The sequence below is a fragment of the Clostridium estertheticum genome (assembly GCF_011065935.2).
In the GTDB taxonomy this organism is placed as follows: Bacteria; Bacillota; Clostridia; order Clostridiales; family Clostridiaceae; genus Clostridium_AD; species Clostridium_AD estertheticum_A.
The window spans coordinates 4074763-4089528 of sequence record NZ_JAAMNH020000001.1 but is presented as its reverse complement, the minus strand read 5'-3'; the positions used below and the strand labels follow the sequence as shown (position 1 = coordinate 4089528).

Here is a 14766-nt window from a genome sequence, read left to right as displayed (position 1 = left end):
GTTGCTTCGCATTCTTCAAAAAGGTTGAATAATTGTGCCTTTATAATTATTGCAACCTTGTATATTATGGCGAAATAAACTATCGGGGGGTATAATTTTTATGCACAAGGTTTTAGTGTTAGGTGGAAGTGGACTTGTAGGAAAGGCAATAATTACTGAATTAAATAAATGTAAGGAATTTGAGACTTATGCAACCTACTTTCAAATCCCAATTCCATTGAACCAAAATAGAATTGTTAAATTGAATATTGAAGGTCTGGATAACATAAATAGTATATTGAACACTATAGAACCTGAAATTATAATATCATGTTTAAGGGGAAATTATGATAAACAGTTGATTTTACATACAAAAATTGCTGAATATCTAAAGAAAAGTAGTGGTAGATTATATTTTTGTTCTACTACAAATGTTTTTGATAATGATTTAACCAAACCTCATTATGAAGATTATTTGCCAAGTTCTTGTACTGAATATGGAAAATTCAAAATAGATTGTGAGAAAAGAATTACTGGAATATTACATGATAATGCTTGTATATTGAGACTCCCACAAGTTTGGGGAAAAGATTCTCCAAGAATGAAAGAGTTATTAAAATCACTGACCAATAATGAAAAAGTTATCATTTATCCGAAATTAATTTTAAATACTATTACAGATGTAGTGATAGCGAAGAAGGTATCTTACATAATTCAGCATAATTTAAAGGGCATTTTTCATCTGGCAGCAGATGATATAATAAGTTATAAGGACCTGTATAATGAATTAATAATGGGGTTGGGTTTTAATAATGCAGATATGGAAGAAAATTTTGAGGAAGAAGGATACTTTGCAATCTTATCAAAGAGAAACAATGAATTTCCAGAGCAGTTAGGTTTAACAAATAAATCAGTAATTACTTATTTAATTAATTGATAGTATTCTGTGATGTTATATCGCAACTTTCTAAACTTGAGACACAACTGTAGGAAATGGCGTAATAACAAGCACTTTGTAACAAGACAAGAAATAAATATTTGGAGGTATATTAATCTATGAAATTTTATATTGCTTCAAAGTTAGAAAACTATGAACAGGTTCAGTATATAAGAGATAGGTTAAAAGAACAAGGATGGACTCATACATATGATTGGACACAACATGGCTCTGTAAAAAGCATTAGCACAGAATTATTGAAAGAAGTCGCAGAAAAAGAGTTTCAAGGTGTGAAGGAAGCTGACGTGGTTATTGTCTTGACTCCACAGGGACGAGGAACCCACGTAGAATTAGGCATGGCTTTGGCCTTAGACAAGAAAGTTTTTATATGGCATGAAAATGATAAATACTTTAAATGTACAGATGATACATCATCTTTTTATTGGCTGCCAAATGTACATCGCCTGTTCGGTACAATTGATGGCCTCATTAAGATACTCACAGCAAAATAATTAAATATTAGTTCACAACATTCTTTATGGACGACACAAGTGTTTTATTTGCATTAATAGAAGGTTTCAGCTAAAAATCAAACCCCATGGGTAAATGTTTCTTCTTTATTTTTGAGCAGTTGGTTACCTTCTGAAAATCTGCAAGAACAATCTATTGATGAATGTCCACAGTGTGGAAATAAAGAAGGGCTATACAGAGAAATAGACAAAAATGTAGACACACGTAAGTTATTGAATATATGTGCAAATTGCAATTGTATCAATCAGATAGATTTATAAGGGGTGCATTTAATGAGAAGTAAAATGAGCAGAATTATTACAGTACTATTAATAGCAATCACATTTATAGGACTAACAGGGTGTATAAAAGGAGGAGCTGATGAAGTTGCACTTAGACAAAAACATGAAACAGAGAATTTAATAAATGCAAGTAATGATATAGGAAAGGTTAAAGAAGCAACTGTAAAAGAGATAAAAAAGGGTATGACATTTGAAGAAATAATTAAGCAGTTAGGAAAAACAAGAGATGTAGGTAGTGGATTGTACGTAGCAGTATATGCTTTAGAAGACGGTGCACCTATTTATTTTTCATATGGAGATATAAAAGAGACTAACAAATTAAGTGGTGACGAAATAATAGTAAATGCACGTTTAAATAGCCTAAGAATTACAAAAGTTGTAAAGATAGGCATACGAGGTAAAGTGACGTCAATCGTGAATGGTAAAGATAGCATTACTATACTAGTGGAGGGCAAGGTAGAGAATGACACTATATACGACAAAGCAAGTGTAACAATACCAAAAGGAACAATAATAACAGAAAATAAACTAAGTACACTTTTAGACATTTCAGATATTATAGTAGGACAAACAGCAGAAATAGTATTTGATGGAGAAGTAGCAGAAAGTTATCCAGTACAAGGAAAAGCTCTTACTGTGCATTTAATAACTCAAACATATGGTTCTAATTAAACTGCTAATAAATATGTAATGGCAAGTAAAATTCATCTGCAATTTCATGAGTTTAAGTCGTAATGCTTTGTATTTTTAAGGTTTATAACTATCATGGTATTCTTACACTATATAAACTACTATAATAAAAAGTAGTATCATCTTATTTCTTGGGTATAGTAAAGATTATTATGTTTATAGAAGGAAGGTGATAAAATGACTAACTTAAATAGAGTACCCAATGGATTGATAAACGAAAAATCTCCTTATTTGTTACAGCATGCTAACAATCCTGTTAGTTGGTCCCCATGGAGTCAAAAGGCTAATCATACATAAAAAAACATCCATAGATTTGATTTACACAAATCTATGGATGTCCCCTTTTTAATAGATTTTACTTTTGTACCCTCCTATATTTAGCGTAGCCCACGTATATATTAGCGGGGGTGTTACTAATGAATAAGCTTCTTATTAAGTTTTTTCCCATCATATCATCAGTATTCATATTACTTTTACACATATTAGGATACATAGCTACATTATACTTACCTAATTATTTAATGTTGCTAATATGGTTATCATCAGGATGTATTGATATTATATTCATACTTAAGCTTGGAAAAGTAACACGGTCTTTTCTCAAATCTATGCATATAGATACGTTAACTCAATTGAACAACAGGGACTTTTTTTATGCGAGCATATCTGATTTAATGGAACAACTGAAAAAAGAGCCGTCACATATTTCTCTTCTAATGATAGATTTAGATAACTTTAAAAATATTAATGATACATACGGTCATATTGCAGGGGATGAAATCTTAAAACAGTTTTCAAATGTTTTAAAATATAATATTAGAACTATTGATATAGCCACTAGATGGGGTGGAGACGAATTTGTTATAACTCTTCCTGGAGTGAATACCAACGATGCATTTAAAATTGCAGATAGAATTAGAAGAAATATACATAGCCATGATTTTTCTTATAATAATATCTTTTTTAAAGTTACTGCTAGTATAGGAATTACTTCAATTGGAAATGAAATGGATATAAGTGCTTTTATAGATTCAGCTGATAAAGCGTTATATAAGGCGAAGACCATTAAAAATTCAGTGGCATTTTTAGATGCCTATTGATTTATGTGTAGACAAAGAGCATTGTATTTGATAATTAATATTATAGAGTCAATTGTGTGGATGGAGCTGATGTAAAAATTGATATAAACTTTTTATAGAAAGAAAGCTATCAGATTATATCTGATAGTTTTTCTAGATATAATTGACAAAATATAAAATAAATGGAACGATACAAATAACAAGATTATGTAGTAAATCAACATGTTACTGGTGTCATGTAACCTAAACACTGCAATTTATAAAAAATGAAAACCACCGAAACTGCTTTTATATAAGCACTGACATAATTGTTGGTGTTATTTTTTTGTGCTTTTTTAAATGGTTATTAAGTAATGTAGTTATAAAATAATTAGGATTAACTAAAGCAACCTTTTGTATGGAGATATTTATAAAAGTATATAGTATCATGTAAAAGTTATTTTAATCCAATAAGTTATGAAAAAAAACTATTATCACTTTCTACTGAATATTAATAAAAGGGGTGGTTAAAGCATGAATAAAATTAAAAAAATAAAAGTTTCTGTTGATGTAGCCTTATTCTATTATATAATCAGCACTATGGTGACTATTTTGAGCGTAATTTTTTCAAATTTACTTTTTAAAGATAGCAGGCAATTATTTGGGGCACTTAGTTCAAATGCACTGACGTATGCAGTCTTAGTAGTGACTATACTGTGTTTAGCGGTAATTTCAAATGTACTAAAAAGAAAAGTACATGGTGATAGTAGTATTGATTGTAAATCGTTGAACTATATAATAGTTGGTGTGTTGCTTATAGTAGGTGGGGTGCAAAGTGTAGCATCATACGTATCAGTAATAAGGCTATTTTTAGATTTGGGTCAATTGGTAAATGATATATATTGGGCTATAGTTCCAATTGTGTTATATACTTTACAAATAGGAATTGGAGCATGCTTTATATTAAAGACTATAAAACGGGATAAACAGATAGAAGAAACACATTAAGGGTAAGGAAAGACTAAAAATAAAGCATAAAAACTAAACCTTCTTAAATAGTAAATCAATTATAATGGAAATGGGTTATGCTAATGGAAGTCGATAAAACTAATTTAAAAGACAATATGAAGATTGTTATAAAGAAATAGTTCTAATATGTGTAAGAACGATAATTACTATGAATATGATATTTACTAAAGTTACTTCACAATCTTCATAAACACGTCACAATGATAATCAATTACAAACTAAATACGAGGGGGAAGTTTTGATGTTAAAGTCTGGATTAAGGTTATTGTTTGGTACATTTACACAACTAATTATTGTGCTGTAACTATAAATAAATCTTTATATTTGGAGGTGTAAATAATGCAAAATGCAAATATTAAAACGTCTTGTTGAGCAAGTAAGAGAAAATCTACTGGTACAGTGGAACAAGTTTCTGTATGCCCTGTATGTAAGGAGCACGTCCAAGAGGTTAAAGATATAACTGTTAAACATTTTGTTCTTAATAGTCTTGTAAGCAAGGTACAGGAGGGGAATTATGGTATTTGCTTAAATGAAGATTGTGATGTTGTTTATTATGATTTAGAGGCAAATGTAATATTTAAAAAACAAGACATTAAATATCCCATTTGGTACAAAAAAGACGCTAACCCTAAATATATATGCTACTGCAATAAAGTAACAGAAGAACAAATTATTAATGCAGTCCTTAATGATGGGGCAAAAAATATAAAAGATATTAATAAGCTTACAGGAGCAATGAAGAATGGAAAATGTGAAATTAACAATCCTTTAGGTAAATGTTGCAGTCCTTTTATTAAGGAAACTGTTATCAAAGCGTTACAGATTAAAAATTATACTAAGACATAATATTTATAAAATGTTTATTAAGCCAATTTATGGGATGATGAATCTTTCTAGACTATGACGAATTAAAATATAAATAAATAGGGGGGGGAAGTATGCTAATATGCCCAAACTGTAAAAGTGAGTATCAAGAGGGGTATGCAATTTGTAATGATTGTGAGTGTGAATTAATTGAAAAACCTGAAGTTGATGAAGAAGATATGACTGTTAAGAAGGATTCAAAGATAAGTCAATTTATTGGTAAGTTATTAATCTTTGGCGTTGTCTTTGTCATAGGATTTATAATACTAATGAGCAGCATAAATTTAGGTGACCATGAAATGTCAAATATTATGAAGGCTCATGGAGGTAGTATGGATACTAATACGTATTTAATTTATTTGGAACAATCTATAATAAAGTACAGAATTTTGGGTTCAATATTATCATTATTAGGTGGAATTGGTATACTAACAACTACAAATAGTAAGTCATAATCTTCATAAAGGTTGCAATAATCATGGTTTTGAGATTGTTGCAACCTCGTATTTTATTGTGTCATAGAAACATTGAGGAGGCTAATGAGATTGGATTTGTTTGATGTAGTGGCTCTAAAAAGTAATTTTCCCGAAGGTGGATTGGTAAAAGGTCAGAAAGGCACGATATTAGAGATATATAACCCAAAATATGTTGAGGTTGAATTTTCTGACAAGAAGGGCATAACAATATATTTAGGCACATTTTGTAAAGATGATTTAGATTTAATATGGTCAAATGAGACAGAGTCTTATATAAAAGACATGCTATAGTTTATTGAACAATATTCATATATAACGCAACAACCCCTATATAAATTTCTGGCATATATTAAGAAGTAATAAAGTTAGGTTGCTTCTTTGTTTTTAGGGACTTAAAGTAGTTACCTTGGGCATAATATTGTTAATACATATTTGATAGGAGTTGTTGTAGCTATGACTAAACCCGACATTATTAAACAAAACAGAAAGCCTAACAAACTAATTAATGAAAAGTCCCCATACCTTCTGCAACATGCATATAACCCAGTAAATTGGAACCCGTGGGGAGAAGATGCCTTTATAAAAGCAAAAGAAGAAGATAAACCAATATTCCTTTCAATCGGCTATTCTACATGTCATTGGTGCCATGTAACCTAAACACTGCAATTTATAAAAAGGAAAAACCATTGTAACTCAATGGCTTAAGCTGAGTTTGTATAAAATTTTTGATTTTTACATAAACACTAACATAATTGTTGGTGTTATTTTTTGTGCGTTTTTTTATGGTTATTATCTGATATAGTTATAAAATAATCAGCATTAACTAAAGTAACTTTATATATGAAGATATTTATAAAAGGATATAGCATCATGTAAGATAATGTTATAATCTTCATAAGAGTTGTTTCGCAGGTGTAAGATATTACGCAAATGAAGGGAGGCAAACATATGAAAAAAAATATAAGATTTTTAGGAGCATTCATAGTTTTGCTGACAATAAGTTTTAGTAAATTTATGGTAGGTAAATATGGAGAGATTGCAAGAGTTATAATTATGGTTGCAGCTTTATCGATTTCAATACTTGGTTTAGTGGGTATAATCTATAAAAAGAAATATTTAGCCGCATTAGGGGCACTTTCTATGGTAATACCTTTAGTAGTTATGACTATAGGCATATATTTTGACAATATGTATTTAGATGCATTAGGGTTTGGTCTGCTTTTTGTTTTAATTCCTATAATGATTAAAATTATATCAAAGTATAATAAAAATTTATAATACGATTAATTTAGTATAATTAAATAAGAATTTTGTGTCGTAATAGTAGAAAGTTACGGATTAAAGTACATATAGAAAAGAGGCTATATTATGAGTGTTAAGAAATTATTTTGGGGAAATCCTTATTTAACAGAACTTGAAACAAAGGTAACGAGTGTAAATAACAATATTATTACTCTTGACCAAACAATTGCCTTTGCCTTTTCAGGAGGACAACAATCTGATTCAGGAACCATAGGAGGATTTCAAATCATTGAAGCAAAAAAGGAAGGAAAAGAAATTTTTTATACTATTGAGCATAATCATAACTTAATACTTAATCAAAATGTCAAGGTTATAATTGATTGGGAAAAGAGATATAGATTAATGAAACTACATTTTTCGGCAGAAATCATCTTGGAATTAGTATATCAGAATTACAACCATCCTGAGAAGATGGGGGCAAACATTACTGTCGACAAAGCAAGGATAGACTTTTTATGGGATGGGAAAATTTCTGAAATATTTCCAGAACTCATTAGCAAAGCAAATAGTATCATAAGCTCAAATTTAGATATACTAAGTGCTTTTGATGATGAAGAAAACGAAAGAAGATATTGGTATATAGAAGGATTTGCAAAAGTTTCCTGTGGAGGAACGCATTTAAAGAAGACAGGAGAAATCGGTTTAATATCATTAAAAAGACACAATTTGGGTAGTGGTAAGGAGAGAATTGATATATACCTACAATCCTAATAATCCCTTTTAGGTTATTGCACAATCTTCGTAAACTACGTCACAATGGTAAAAAATTACGAAGTAAATGTCCAGTCAAGATAATTTAAAGTTATCTTAACTAGACATTCTGTGATTAACTGCCTATAATTGGCATGGACTGCATGTACTCCAAGCTTTCTACCTGTTTTACCATAAATGCTCCAATATCTTCACGTGAAATGTTAAAACTCATTTTCGTGTCACCAAAGCCGACTTTTACATTGCCTGTGTATGATGTGTCTTTTGGAGCCATAAAACGAACAATAGTCCATTCTAAATTTGCTGACTGAATAGCATCGGTAATAGCAATAATTTCTTTTTTTGCTTTTGGAAATACAAACCCCGCCATAATACCAGGAATTATGGTAATGAAGGAACGTGAGTCCTTTGGATAATGCACACTCGGAGTAGCCCAGTCAATTAAGCGAGAAATACCAAGTCCCTTCATAGCCTTGATTATATTTATGTGACCCTCTAAAGAATCCATTGATTCATAAGTGAATTTCATAGGAACACCCAGTGCACTGATTACAGCATCACAGCCAGTAATGGCTTTCTCGATACATTCATAGTCATTTAGTTCACCCGTGATTATTGTCAGATTTTTATCGGAAAGCTTAAGTTTCGATGGATTTCGCACATAGGCAACTACCTCATATCCTTTATTTAATGCATGTTTTACAACAAATTTACCGATGCCACCACTGGCACCAAAAATCGCAATTTTCATAATATATACCTCACTTTTTAATAGGCTGTGGTTTGTTGACAGTTCTAATTTATCATAGTACAATAGCATCATACAAGTACGATTATATTTAATACATAGTATCTTTCTAGATACTATTGGGAGATGACATATGATTAATGAATATAATGAGAGCAATATAACTGAATGCCCAGTTGCTTCAGTTCAAAAGATTATTAGTGGGAAATGGAATATGGTAATTATTTATTTTTTGAGTAAAGGGACGATGCGCTTTGGAGAACTAAAGCGAAAACTACCAAATTTAACACAAGCAACACTTACAAAGCAACTTCGAAGTCTAGAAGAATATGAGATGATTCATCGTGAGATATATAAACAGATTCCACCTAAAGTTGAATATTCCTTAACGGAAATAGGAGTAAAATTTTTACCTGTCATGTCGTCATTAGAAGAATGGGCAATTCAATATGAGAAGTATAAAACATCAAAAGTCTAAACGCAGGATTATGAGCATAAGCATTACTTAATTAATTCGGAATCTTCTCATATAACGCAACAACCCCTATATAAATCTATGGCAATATTAAATAAGTAATAAGGTTATGTTGCTTCTTTATTTCCTAGGACTCAAAGTAGCTACCTTGGGCATAATATTTCTAATACATATTCGATAGGAGTTGTTGTAGCTATGACTAACCCAGATACAATTAAACAAAGCAGAAAACCTAATAGATTAATTAATGAAAAGTCTCCATACCTTCTCCAACATGCATATAATCCAGTAAATTGGAATCCCTGGTGTGAAGAAGCTTTTATAAAAGAAAAGAAGAAGATAAACCAATATTCCTTTCAATCGGCTATTCTACATGCCATTGGTGTCATGTGACCTAAACACTGCAATTTATGAAAAACAACAACCATTGAAAGCAATGGCTTAAGCTAAGTTTGTATTGAACTTTAAGTTTTTATATAAGCACTAACATAATTGTTGGTGTTATTTTTATGTCTTTTAAATATAATTATATTTAACTTAAGCAACTTTGTGTTTGGAGATATTTATAAAAGTATATTGCATTATCAAAATAATGATATGATATTCGTAAGAGTTGTTTCGTAAAGTGTAATTGCAATACAATATTAAATGGAGGAAACACATGAGTAAGAAAAAGAGGAAATACATAAGTAAAAAAAAGAAGCAGGCATTGCTGTTTAAGTTTAATGCGGATGATATATTAGAGATATTAACAGAATATTTAGCAGAAAAAAGTGGTTTTGGAACTTTTTCTTCTAAAGCGATTTTATTAGGGACTCCAAGTGAAGATTTAAGACTTATTGCTGTAGTTGCAGATTTAGAGCACAATTTAAAAGAATATAATTTAGAAGAAATAGATAAATCCATGGACTTTAATGGTGACCATTCTGGTGAGGTATATAAGGAAAGTTGTATGTATTTAGAACACCTTTCTAAAATTAATAATCAGGATATATCGCAAACTATGAGTGATGAACAATTGTAAAAAAATACGAATTAAGTATAATATAATTTTTGAGAGGTGATAAACTTGAAATCATACTTTATTACTACAGGAAATTCTTGTGAGCAACTAATTATTAGCAGTATCAGGGTTTCCTATGAAGATTACAGTAATGGGAATCCGTATAATACAATTTTTAGTGTTAAAGTAATTTCAGGAGATTTTGCAGGGGTTTCGGAGTTTGAATACAACATTGAAGATTTCATTCGGTTTGTTAAGGAAATAAAAGATTTATATGATTTTAAGTTGAGACAGGTAGAACTAAATGATATTTGTTATGGCTCTAATATACAATTTTGTTTGGATAAAACAGGTCATATTACAATATTAGGAACAATATATGGAAAATCTGCGGAACATAGTTTAACTTTTATATTTACAACAGACCAAACTGCAATAGAGACATTTTGTAAATCCCTCTATAAGGATTTTATTACTGAAAATGTACATAAACTCTGATTCTTTTCTTGTTTCTTAAGCAAAAAGTTGCTTTGTCATCTTCTTAACGGACGACACAAGTAGTAAATCTATATCAAATAAAATGTGGTTATTAATAGTGGGTAGTTGCTGTAACTTGTAATCTATTGCTAAATAAAGGATTATAAATATTATGGTTTAAGAAGGAGTGGTAACTGTTTGAAATATATAACGATTGATGAATTAAATCATTTTGAATACCATGATGCTGAGATAGAAAAGATAGCTTTCGGTAATGGAAATATGATATGGCAATTGTCTGCGGTCAACGCAACTAAAGAGAACTCACAAAATAGTTTTGATAAAGATATGTGTATTAAAGATGCTGAAATTATTTTTGAACATTTTAACATAGTGAAAATTGTTTTTAATGCTTATAAAGTCTACGATTCTAACAATGTCTTAATTGAATCTGTAGAAGCTAAAATCGCAAATCCTGATGAATATAATGCTATTTTAAACAATACCTTGTGTAGTTATTGCTACATTTCAAGTATGGAAGAATTGCCGATGAATGAAGATAAAAAATATCAGATTTGCTTTGATATTGATGGTGGTGCTGGTAGCTACTACCTTACTCTTTCATATTCTAAATCAATTGCTCAATGGGATGAGTATAGTGGGAAAGCTTGGTATGAAGATGAAAAGTGGAAGAAGAAATAATGATTTCAAACTACAAAATTTAAGTACGTAATATTCATATCGGACGACACATGTGGTTTTGTATTAATATAGATTTACAACACAAAATCAAACCACTTGGATAAAATGATGATTCTTTATTTTTAGGGACTCAAAGTAGTTACCTTGGGCATAATATTTCTAATACATATTCGATAGGAGTTGTTGTAGCTATGACTAAACCCAATACTATTAAAGAAAACAGAAAGCCTAACAAACTAATTAATGAAAAGTCTCCATACCTTCTGCAACATGCATATAACCCAGTAGATTGGAATCCTTGGTCTGAAGAAGCCTTTGCTAAAGGAAAAGCAGAAGATAAACCAATATTCCTTTCAATCGGCTATTCTACTTGTCATTGGTGGCATAATGAAAACTAGACCCGCTTAAATCGCTTGAAAACACTAGGTTTAAGCAAATAATAAATTCATGTCATAATTTTTTTTTACTAGTTTTTCACTTAAGATGTTTAATATTCCACTGATTTACAGTGGAATATATTACATAGTATTAAATGAGTTGAACTCAGTGGATTATAACTTATTTTTTGTTGTATGCTACTTAAGTTGTAATTGAATAGAGAAAGTAGGAGCCGATTAGGATGCTAAATCACCCTGACTGGCTTTTACTTTTAGTAAGTATACAAGTAATTTAATGAAGTAGTATTTATCTATTTTTACAAAGTCAGCAGGAAAAGAATAGTTATATGTTGAAATAACATAAGATAAATGCTAATGGTCTCATTAAATTATACGTTGAGATGGAATAGTTTTTATTAGAACACGTAAATATAAGATGAACGATTAATTCTATATACAATGATTATTTAAAGACGGAGATAGGAAGGTGTTTGCTTTGAGGGAATAGTGATGTGAATATTAAGACAAGCCCTATTTTGAAATAAATAAGGAAATTGTATTTGAATTAAAAAATATATAAGAGTAAAGGAGAGTATTAAAATGATTTTAACTAACGAACAAAGGGTAAAATGTCATTCAATAATTCATGGTGCAACTGCATCAACTGCTGCAGTTGGAGCTGGATTAGCACAAATACCGCTTTCTGATAATGCAATTATAACACCAATACAAGTTAGTATGGTTATATCTCTTGGTGCCGTTTTGGAAGTTAAACTAACAAAAAGTGCTGCAGCTGGAATATTAAGTACTGTTGTAGCAGGTGCAATTGGAAGAGGAATATCGCAAGTGCTTTTCGGATGGATACCAGTCTGGGGTAATACAATAAATGCATCAACTGCTGCAATTATTACTGAGGCGGCAGGGTGGTCGGCAGTAAAATATTTTGAAAATATATCTGATGAAGACGCTAAGAAATACAACTCTATAAAAGAAGAAGGACGTCAAGAAGCTAAACTTGAATTTGATATAAAACTTAAAGAGTTGTGTGAAAAGTTTGCAAAGTCCTGCGAAGGATTGAAACAATATGAGCAGTTAGAAAGTTTTGTAATGGGCGCTTTTGCTATAGGAATTGCTGCTGCAAATATTGAAGGTGAAATAAGTAAAGAGGCTAAGGAAACAATTGAACTGCTTACTGTAGGATTGGGGTATAATTTACTACCAAATAGAATTAAAGTAGATATATCAAAGCTCTTTCTTAAAACGCCTACCTTCAAAGATGCCATGAAAATAATCAATACCGTAGAAAAAATACATTGGTATATATTTGATGATGTAGTTGATGCTATATTGTCCATCGATGAGACAGATATGGAACAGAAAGATGCATTTAGAACTGCTTGGAATGAAAGATATAAAACTGCTTAGGAGGAGTAAATCATGTCGAAAGAATTGAATGATAGACTTACACGTATTAAAAAAAATATTGTGAAAAAAGAAATTCCAGGACCTAATTTATACATAGTACCTAAAGTTGAATTGGTTAATAAATTTCTAAACTCTGAAAGTGAAAATCAAGTAATTGATAACTTTTTATATGATTCAAAAGAAAGGTATACTTTTGAACTTAATCCTATAGTAAATGATAAAGAAATTAAGGAATTATTAAATATACTTAACGGTAAATATGACTACGAAAGGCTTAACTTGTTGGTTAACGATTGCAAAAAGTCTGTAATGGATTCAATTATTAGACCTTTTGGACTTGCAGGAATTATATTTGCAGATAAAGTGGGTGGAAATGTAGATACAATTCATAATGTGCGTGAAGGGGTATATGCTACTGATGAAAATAAGAAGAGATATGAAGATAGAGGTGAATATAAATGCAGAGATTATCATGATGGTAACGAGAACTATAGGAACCACAGAAAAAACATACAAAACCTTATAAATACTAATCAAACTATAATAGATGAGTATACAAGATTAGAGATTGAAAGTGATGATATAGTGTCAATTGAGCACATTATTTCTGCTAGCGATATTAGTAAAGATCCAGCAGTATCATTGTCCAGAGCTGATGGATCTCAAATAGCAAATGATGATAGCAATCTTTGTTATATAAATGGTCAACTAAATTGTTCTATTAACGCAGATAGTCCGAGTAAATATTTAGATAGGATGAAGAGTCTTAAAAATCCAGAGGCAAGACAAAATATGCTTAATTATTTGAATAATAAAACTGAGCCATTGTCACCTAGGAATCAGAAAGATAAAAAGTTACTTGAACAAAAAAATGCTATTGTAGAAAATGAAGAAAATGTGCGGAAACTAGAGGAAAACGCAAGAAAAGCTATTGAAAAGAAAGTAAATACTGAATATTATTCAAGTAAAGAGTTTGTTTCTAATGTAGGGAAAACAAGTGCAAAAGAAGGCTTGAAAATGGCATTTAAACAGTCTATAGGAATTATGTTAAGAGAATTTTCACTTGCAGTATTTGCTGAAATTGAAGATATATTTTCAAAGAGAAAAGATATTAAAATTAATAATGAATTTATCCAAGATTTGAAGCAAAGGCTAGAGAGAATTGCTAATAGAGTTATGTTAAAGTGGAAGGATGTAGTAGCTGGGTTTGGAAGTGGGGCCATAAGTGGACTTTTTTCAAACTTGATAACAGTAATTGTTAATGTGTTTTTTACTACAAGTAAAAGAGTTGTTAGAATGATAAGAGAAGGTTTTTATTCGTTATTAAAAGCATTAAAGATGTTGTTTATACATCCAGAAAATATGTCTATAGAAGAGGTTGCTCACGAGGTTTCTAAATTAATCGCATCGGGGTTGATAATTACTGGAGGAATAGCAATAGAAGAAGTACTTCAAAAATCATTGATGTCAATTCCGATAATAGGAATGTTTTCAGATATTATAGCTACCGTAGTGCTAGGTATTGTTACAGGTCTGTCTATGGCTCTTGTTGTATATCTTATTGATAAAATTGACTTGTTCAAAGTTAATGCGAATAAGAGACAGGAATATATTTCAAATGAGCTAGATGTACTGATTGAGAAAGACTTAAATGATATAGAGGATGCTTATAAGTATATTGCAAGTACACTTGGTATATAA

At 30.4% G+C, this 14766-nt stretch carries 19 protein-coding genes and 3 pseudogenes; 21 read left to right on the top strand and 1 reads right to left on the bottom strand.

Annotation, left to right across the window (positions count from 1 at the left end; all coding sequences use genetic code 11):
• Positions 1 to 100 precede the first annotated feature (100 nt).
• The 13 genes and pseudogenes from G9F72_RS19495 to G9F72_RS19435 all read left to right on the top strand — a co-directional run bounded on the left by G9F72_RS19495 (position 101) and on the right by G9F72_RS19435 (position 7858).
• Positions 101 to 916, top strand: a complete 816-nt coding sequence (locus tag G9F72_RS19495; protein ID WP_164958383.1) for a sugar nucleotide-binding protein — start codon at positions 101 to 103, stop codon at positions 914 to 916.
• Positions 917 to 1035: 119 nt separating this feature from the next.
• A complete protein-coding gene (locus G9F72_RS19490; protein ID WP_164958382.1) occupies positions 1036 to 1428 on the top strand; it encodes a nucleoside 2-deoxyribosyltransferase in 393 nt (130 codons plus the stop codon).
• A 111-nt stretch (positions 1429 to 1539) separates the two neighbouring features.
• The gene (locus G9F72_RS19485; RefSeq protein ID WP_224676183.1) at positions 1540 to 1707 is read left to right on the top strand and encodes a hypothetical protein; all 168 of its coding nucleotides are present in this window, start codon (positions 1540 to 1542) and stop codon (positions 1705 to 1707) included.
• Between the two features lie 12 nt (positions 1708 to 1719).
• Positions 1720 to 2400 (top strand): hypothetical protein, encoded by a 681-nt coding sequence (locus G9F72_RS19480; protein ID WP_164958381.1) that lies wholly within the window; start codon positions 1720 to 1722, stop codon positions 2398 to 2400.
• Positions 2401 to 2595: 195 nt separating this feature from the next.
• A pseudogene (locus G9F72_RS19475) lies at positions 2596 to 2703 on the top strand (DUF255 domain-containing protein); the annotation flags it as partial.
• 131 nt (positions 2704 to 2834) lie between these two features.
• Positions 2835 to 3518 carry a GGDEF domain-containing protein gene (locus tag G9F72_RS19470; RefSeq protein ID WP_164958379.1) on the top strand — a complete coding sequence of 228 codons (684 nt, stop codon included), beginning with the start codon at positions 2835 to 2837 and terminating at the stop codon, positions 3516 to 3518.
• A 492-nt stretch (positions 3519 to 4010) separates the two neighbouring features.
• The gene (locus G9F72_RS19465; protein WP_164958378.1) at positions 4011 to 4484 is read left to right on the top strand and encodes a hypothetical protein; all 474 of its coding nucleotides are present in this window, start codon (positions 4011 to 4013) and stop codon (positions 4482 to 4484) included.
• A gap of 360 nt (positions 4485 to 4844) precedes the next feature.
• Complete coding sequence (locus G9F72_RS19460; protein WP_318010959.1) at positions 4845 to 5351, top strand: Csac_0668 family 2Fe-2S cluster-binding (seleno)protein; 507 nt, start codon at positions 4845 to 4847, stop codon at positions 5349 to 5351.
• Positions 5352 to 5443: 92 nt separating this feature from the next.
• The gene (locus tag G9F72_RS19455) at positions 5444 to 5824 is read left to right on the top strand and encodes a hypothetical protein (protein WP_224676181.1); all 381 of its coding nucleotides are present in this window, start codon (positions 5444 to 5446) and stop codon (positions 5822 to 5824) included.
• Positions 5825 to 5914: 90 nt separating this feature from the next.
• Complete coding sequence (locus G9F72_RS19450) at positions 5915 to 6136, top strand: DUF4926 domain-containing protein (protein WP_164958376.1); 222 nt, start codon at positions 5915 to 5917, stop codon at positions 6134 to 6136.
• 162 nt (positions 6137 to 6298) lie between these two features.
• Positions 6299 to 6496 (top strand): annotated as a pseudogene (locus G9F72_RS19445) (DUF255 domain-containing protein); the annotation flags it as partial.
• A gap of 297 nt (positions 6497 to 6793) precedes the next feature.
• Entirely contained in the window at positions 6794 to 7123 is a 330-nt protein-coding gene (locus G9F72_RS19440; RefSeq protein ID WP_164958375.1) for a hypothetical protein, read from the top strand.
• Positions 7124 to 7213: 90 nt separating this feature from the next.
• A complete protein-coding gene (locus G9F72_RS19435) occupies positions 7214 to 7858 on the top strand; it encodes an alanyl-tRNA editing protein (RefSeq protein ID WP_164958374.1) in 645 nt (214 codons plus the stop codon).
• A gap of 115 nt (positions 7859 to 7973) precedes the next feature.
• Here G9F72_RS19435 and G9F72_RS19430 read toward each other — a convergent pair whose 3' ends face one another.
• Positions 7974 to 8681, bottom strand: coding sequence for an NAD(P)-dependent oxidoreductase (locus tag G9F72_RS19430; RefSeq protein ID WP_224676180.1), 708 nt, complete (start codon positions 8679 to 8681; stop codon positions 7974 to 7976).
• Between the two features lie 58 nt (positions 8682 to 8739).
• Here G9F72_RS19430 and G9F72_RS19425 point away from each other — a divergent pair, with 58 nt between their 5' ends.
• From G9F72_RS19425 to G9F72_RS19390, 8 genes and pseudogenes are all read left to right on the top strand, one after another.
• Complete coding sequence (locus G9F72_RS19425) at positions 8740 to 9084, top strand: winged helix-turn-helix transcriptional regulator (protein WP_164958372.1); 345 nt, start codon at positions 8740 to 8742, stop codon at positions 9082 to 9084.
• Between the two features lie 192 nt (positions 9085 to 9276).
• Entirely contained in the window at positions 9277 to 9474 is a 198-nt protein-coding gene (locus G9F72_RS19420; protein WP_411955940.1) for a DUF255 domain-containing protein, read from the top strand.
• A gap of 268 nt (positions 9475 to 9742) precedes the next feature.
• On the top strand, positions 9743 to 10105 hold the full coding sequence (locus G9F72_RS19415) for a hypothetical protein (protein ID WP_164958371.1): 363 nt from the start codon (positions 9743 to 9745) through the stop codon (positions 10103 to 10105).
• Positions 10106 to 10150: 45 nt separating this feature from the next.
• Complete coding sequence (locus G9F72_RS19410; RefSeq protein WP_164958370.1) at positions 10151 to 10582, top strand: hypothetical protein; 432 nt, start codon at positions 10151 to 10153, stop codon at positions 10580 to 10582.
• A gap of 177 nt (positions 10583 to 10759) precedes the next feature.
• Positions 10760 to 11263, top strand: coding sequence for a hypothetical protein (locus tag G9F72_RS19405; RefSeq protein WP_164958369.1), 504 nt, complete (start codon positions 10760 to 10762; stop codon positions 11261 to 11263).
• A 191-nt stretch (positions 11264 to 11454) separates the two neighbouring features.
• A pseudogene (locus G9F72_RS19400) lies at positions 11455 to 11649 on the top strand (DUF255 domain-containing protein); the annotation flags it as partial.
• Positions 11650 to 12240: 591 nt separating this feature from the next.
• Positions 12241 to 13065, top strand: coding sequence for a YcjF family protein (locus G9F72_RS19395; protein ID WP_187356081.1), 825 nt, complete (start codon positions 12241 to 12243; stop codon positions 13063 to 13065).
• A gap of 12 nt (positions 13066 to 13077) precedes the next feature.
• Positions 13078 to 14766: a hypothetical protein gene (locus G9F72_RS19390; RefSeq protein WP_164958367.1), complete on the top strand. Its 1689-nt coding sequence runs from the start codon at positions 13078 to 13080 to the stop codon at positions 14764 to 14766.

Bases quoted from the DNA above. Each gene is read 5' to 3' on its own strand.
- G9F72_RS19495 (WP_164958383.1), top strand. From the start codon at position 101: ATGCACAAGGTTTTAGTGTTAGGTGGAAGTGGACTTGTAGGAAAGGCA.
- G9F72_RS19415 (WP_164958371.1), top strand. From the start codon at position 9,743: ATGAGTAAGAAAAAGAGGAAATACATAAGTAAAAAAAAGAAGCAGGCA.
- G9F72_RS19440 (WP_164958375.1), top strand. From the start codon at position 6,794: ATGAAAAAAAATATAAGATTTTTAGGAGCATTCATAGTTTTGCTGACA.
- G9F72_RS19420 (WP_411955940.1), top strand. From the start codon at position 9,277: ATGACTAACCCAGATACAATTAAACAAAGCAGAAAACCTAATAGATTA.
- G9F72_RS19455 (WP_224676181.1), top strand. From the start codon at position 5,444: ATGCTAATATGCCCAAACTGTAAAAGTGAGTATCAAGAGGGGTATGCA.
- G9F72_RS19425 (WP_164958372.1), top strand. From the start codon at position 8,740: ATGATTAATGAATATAATGAGAGCAATATAACTGAATGCCCAGTTGCT.
- G9F72_RS19395 (WP_187356081.1), top strand. From the start codon at position 12,241: ATGATTTTAACTAACGAACAAAGGGTAAAATGTCATTCAATAATTCAT.
- G9F72_RS19470 (WP_164958379.1), top strand. From the start codon at position 2,835: ATGAATAAGCTTCTTATTAAGTTTTTTCCCATCATATCATCAGTATTC.
- G9F72_RS19480 (WP_164958381.1), top strand. From the start codon at position 1,720: ATGAGAAGTAAAATGAGCAGAATTATTACAGTACTATTAATAGCAATC.
- G9F72_RS19430 (WP_224676180.1), bottom strand. From the start codon at position 8,681: ATGATGCTATTGTACTATGATAAATTAGAACTGTCAACAAACCACAGC.
- G9F72_RS19390 (WP_164958367.1), top strand. From the start codon at position 13,078: ATGTCGAAAGAATTGAATGATAGACTTACACGTATTAAAAAAAATATT.
- G9F72_RS19435 (WP_164958374.1), top strand. From the start codon at position 7,214: ATGAGTGTTAAGAAATTATTTTGGGGAAATCCTTATTTAACAGAACTT.
- G9F72_RS19490 (WP_164958382.1), top strand. From the start codon at position 1,036: ATGAAATTTTATATTGCTTCAAAGTTAGAAAACTATGAACAGGTTCAG.
- G9F72_RS19465 (WP_164958378.1), top strand. From the start codon at position 4,011: ATGAATAAAATTAAAAAAATAAAAGTTTCTGTTGATGTAGCCTTATTC.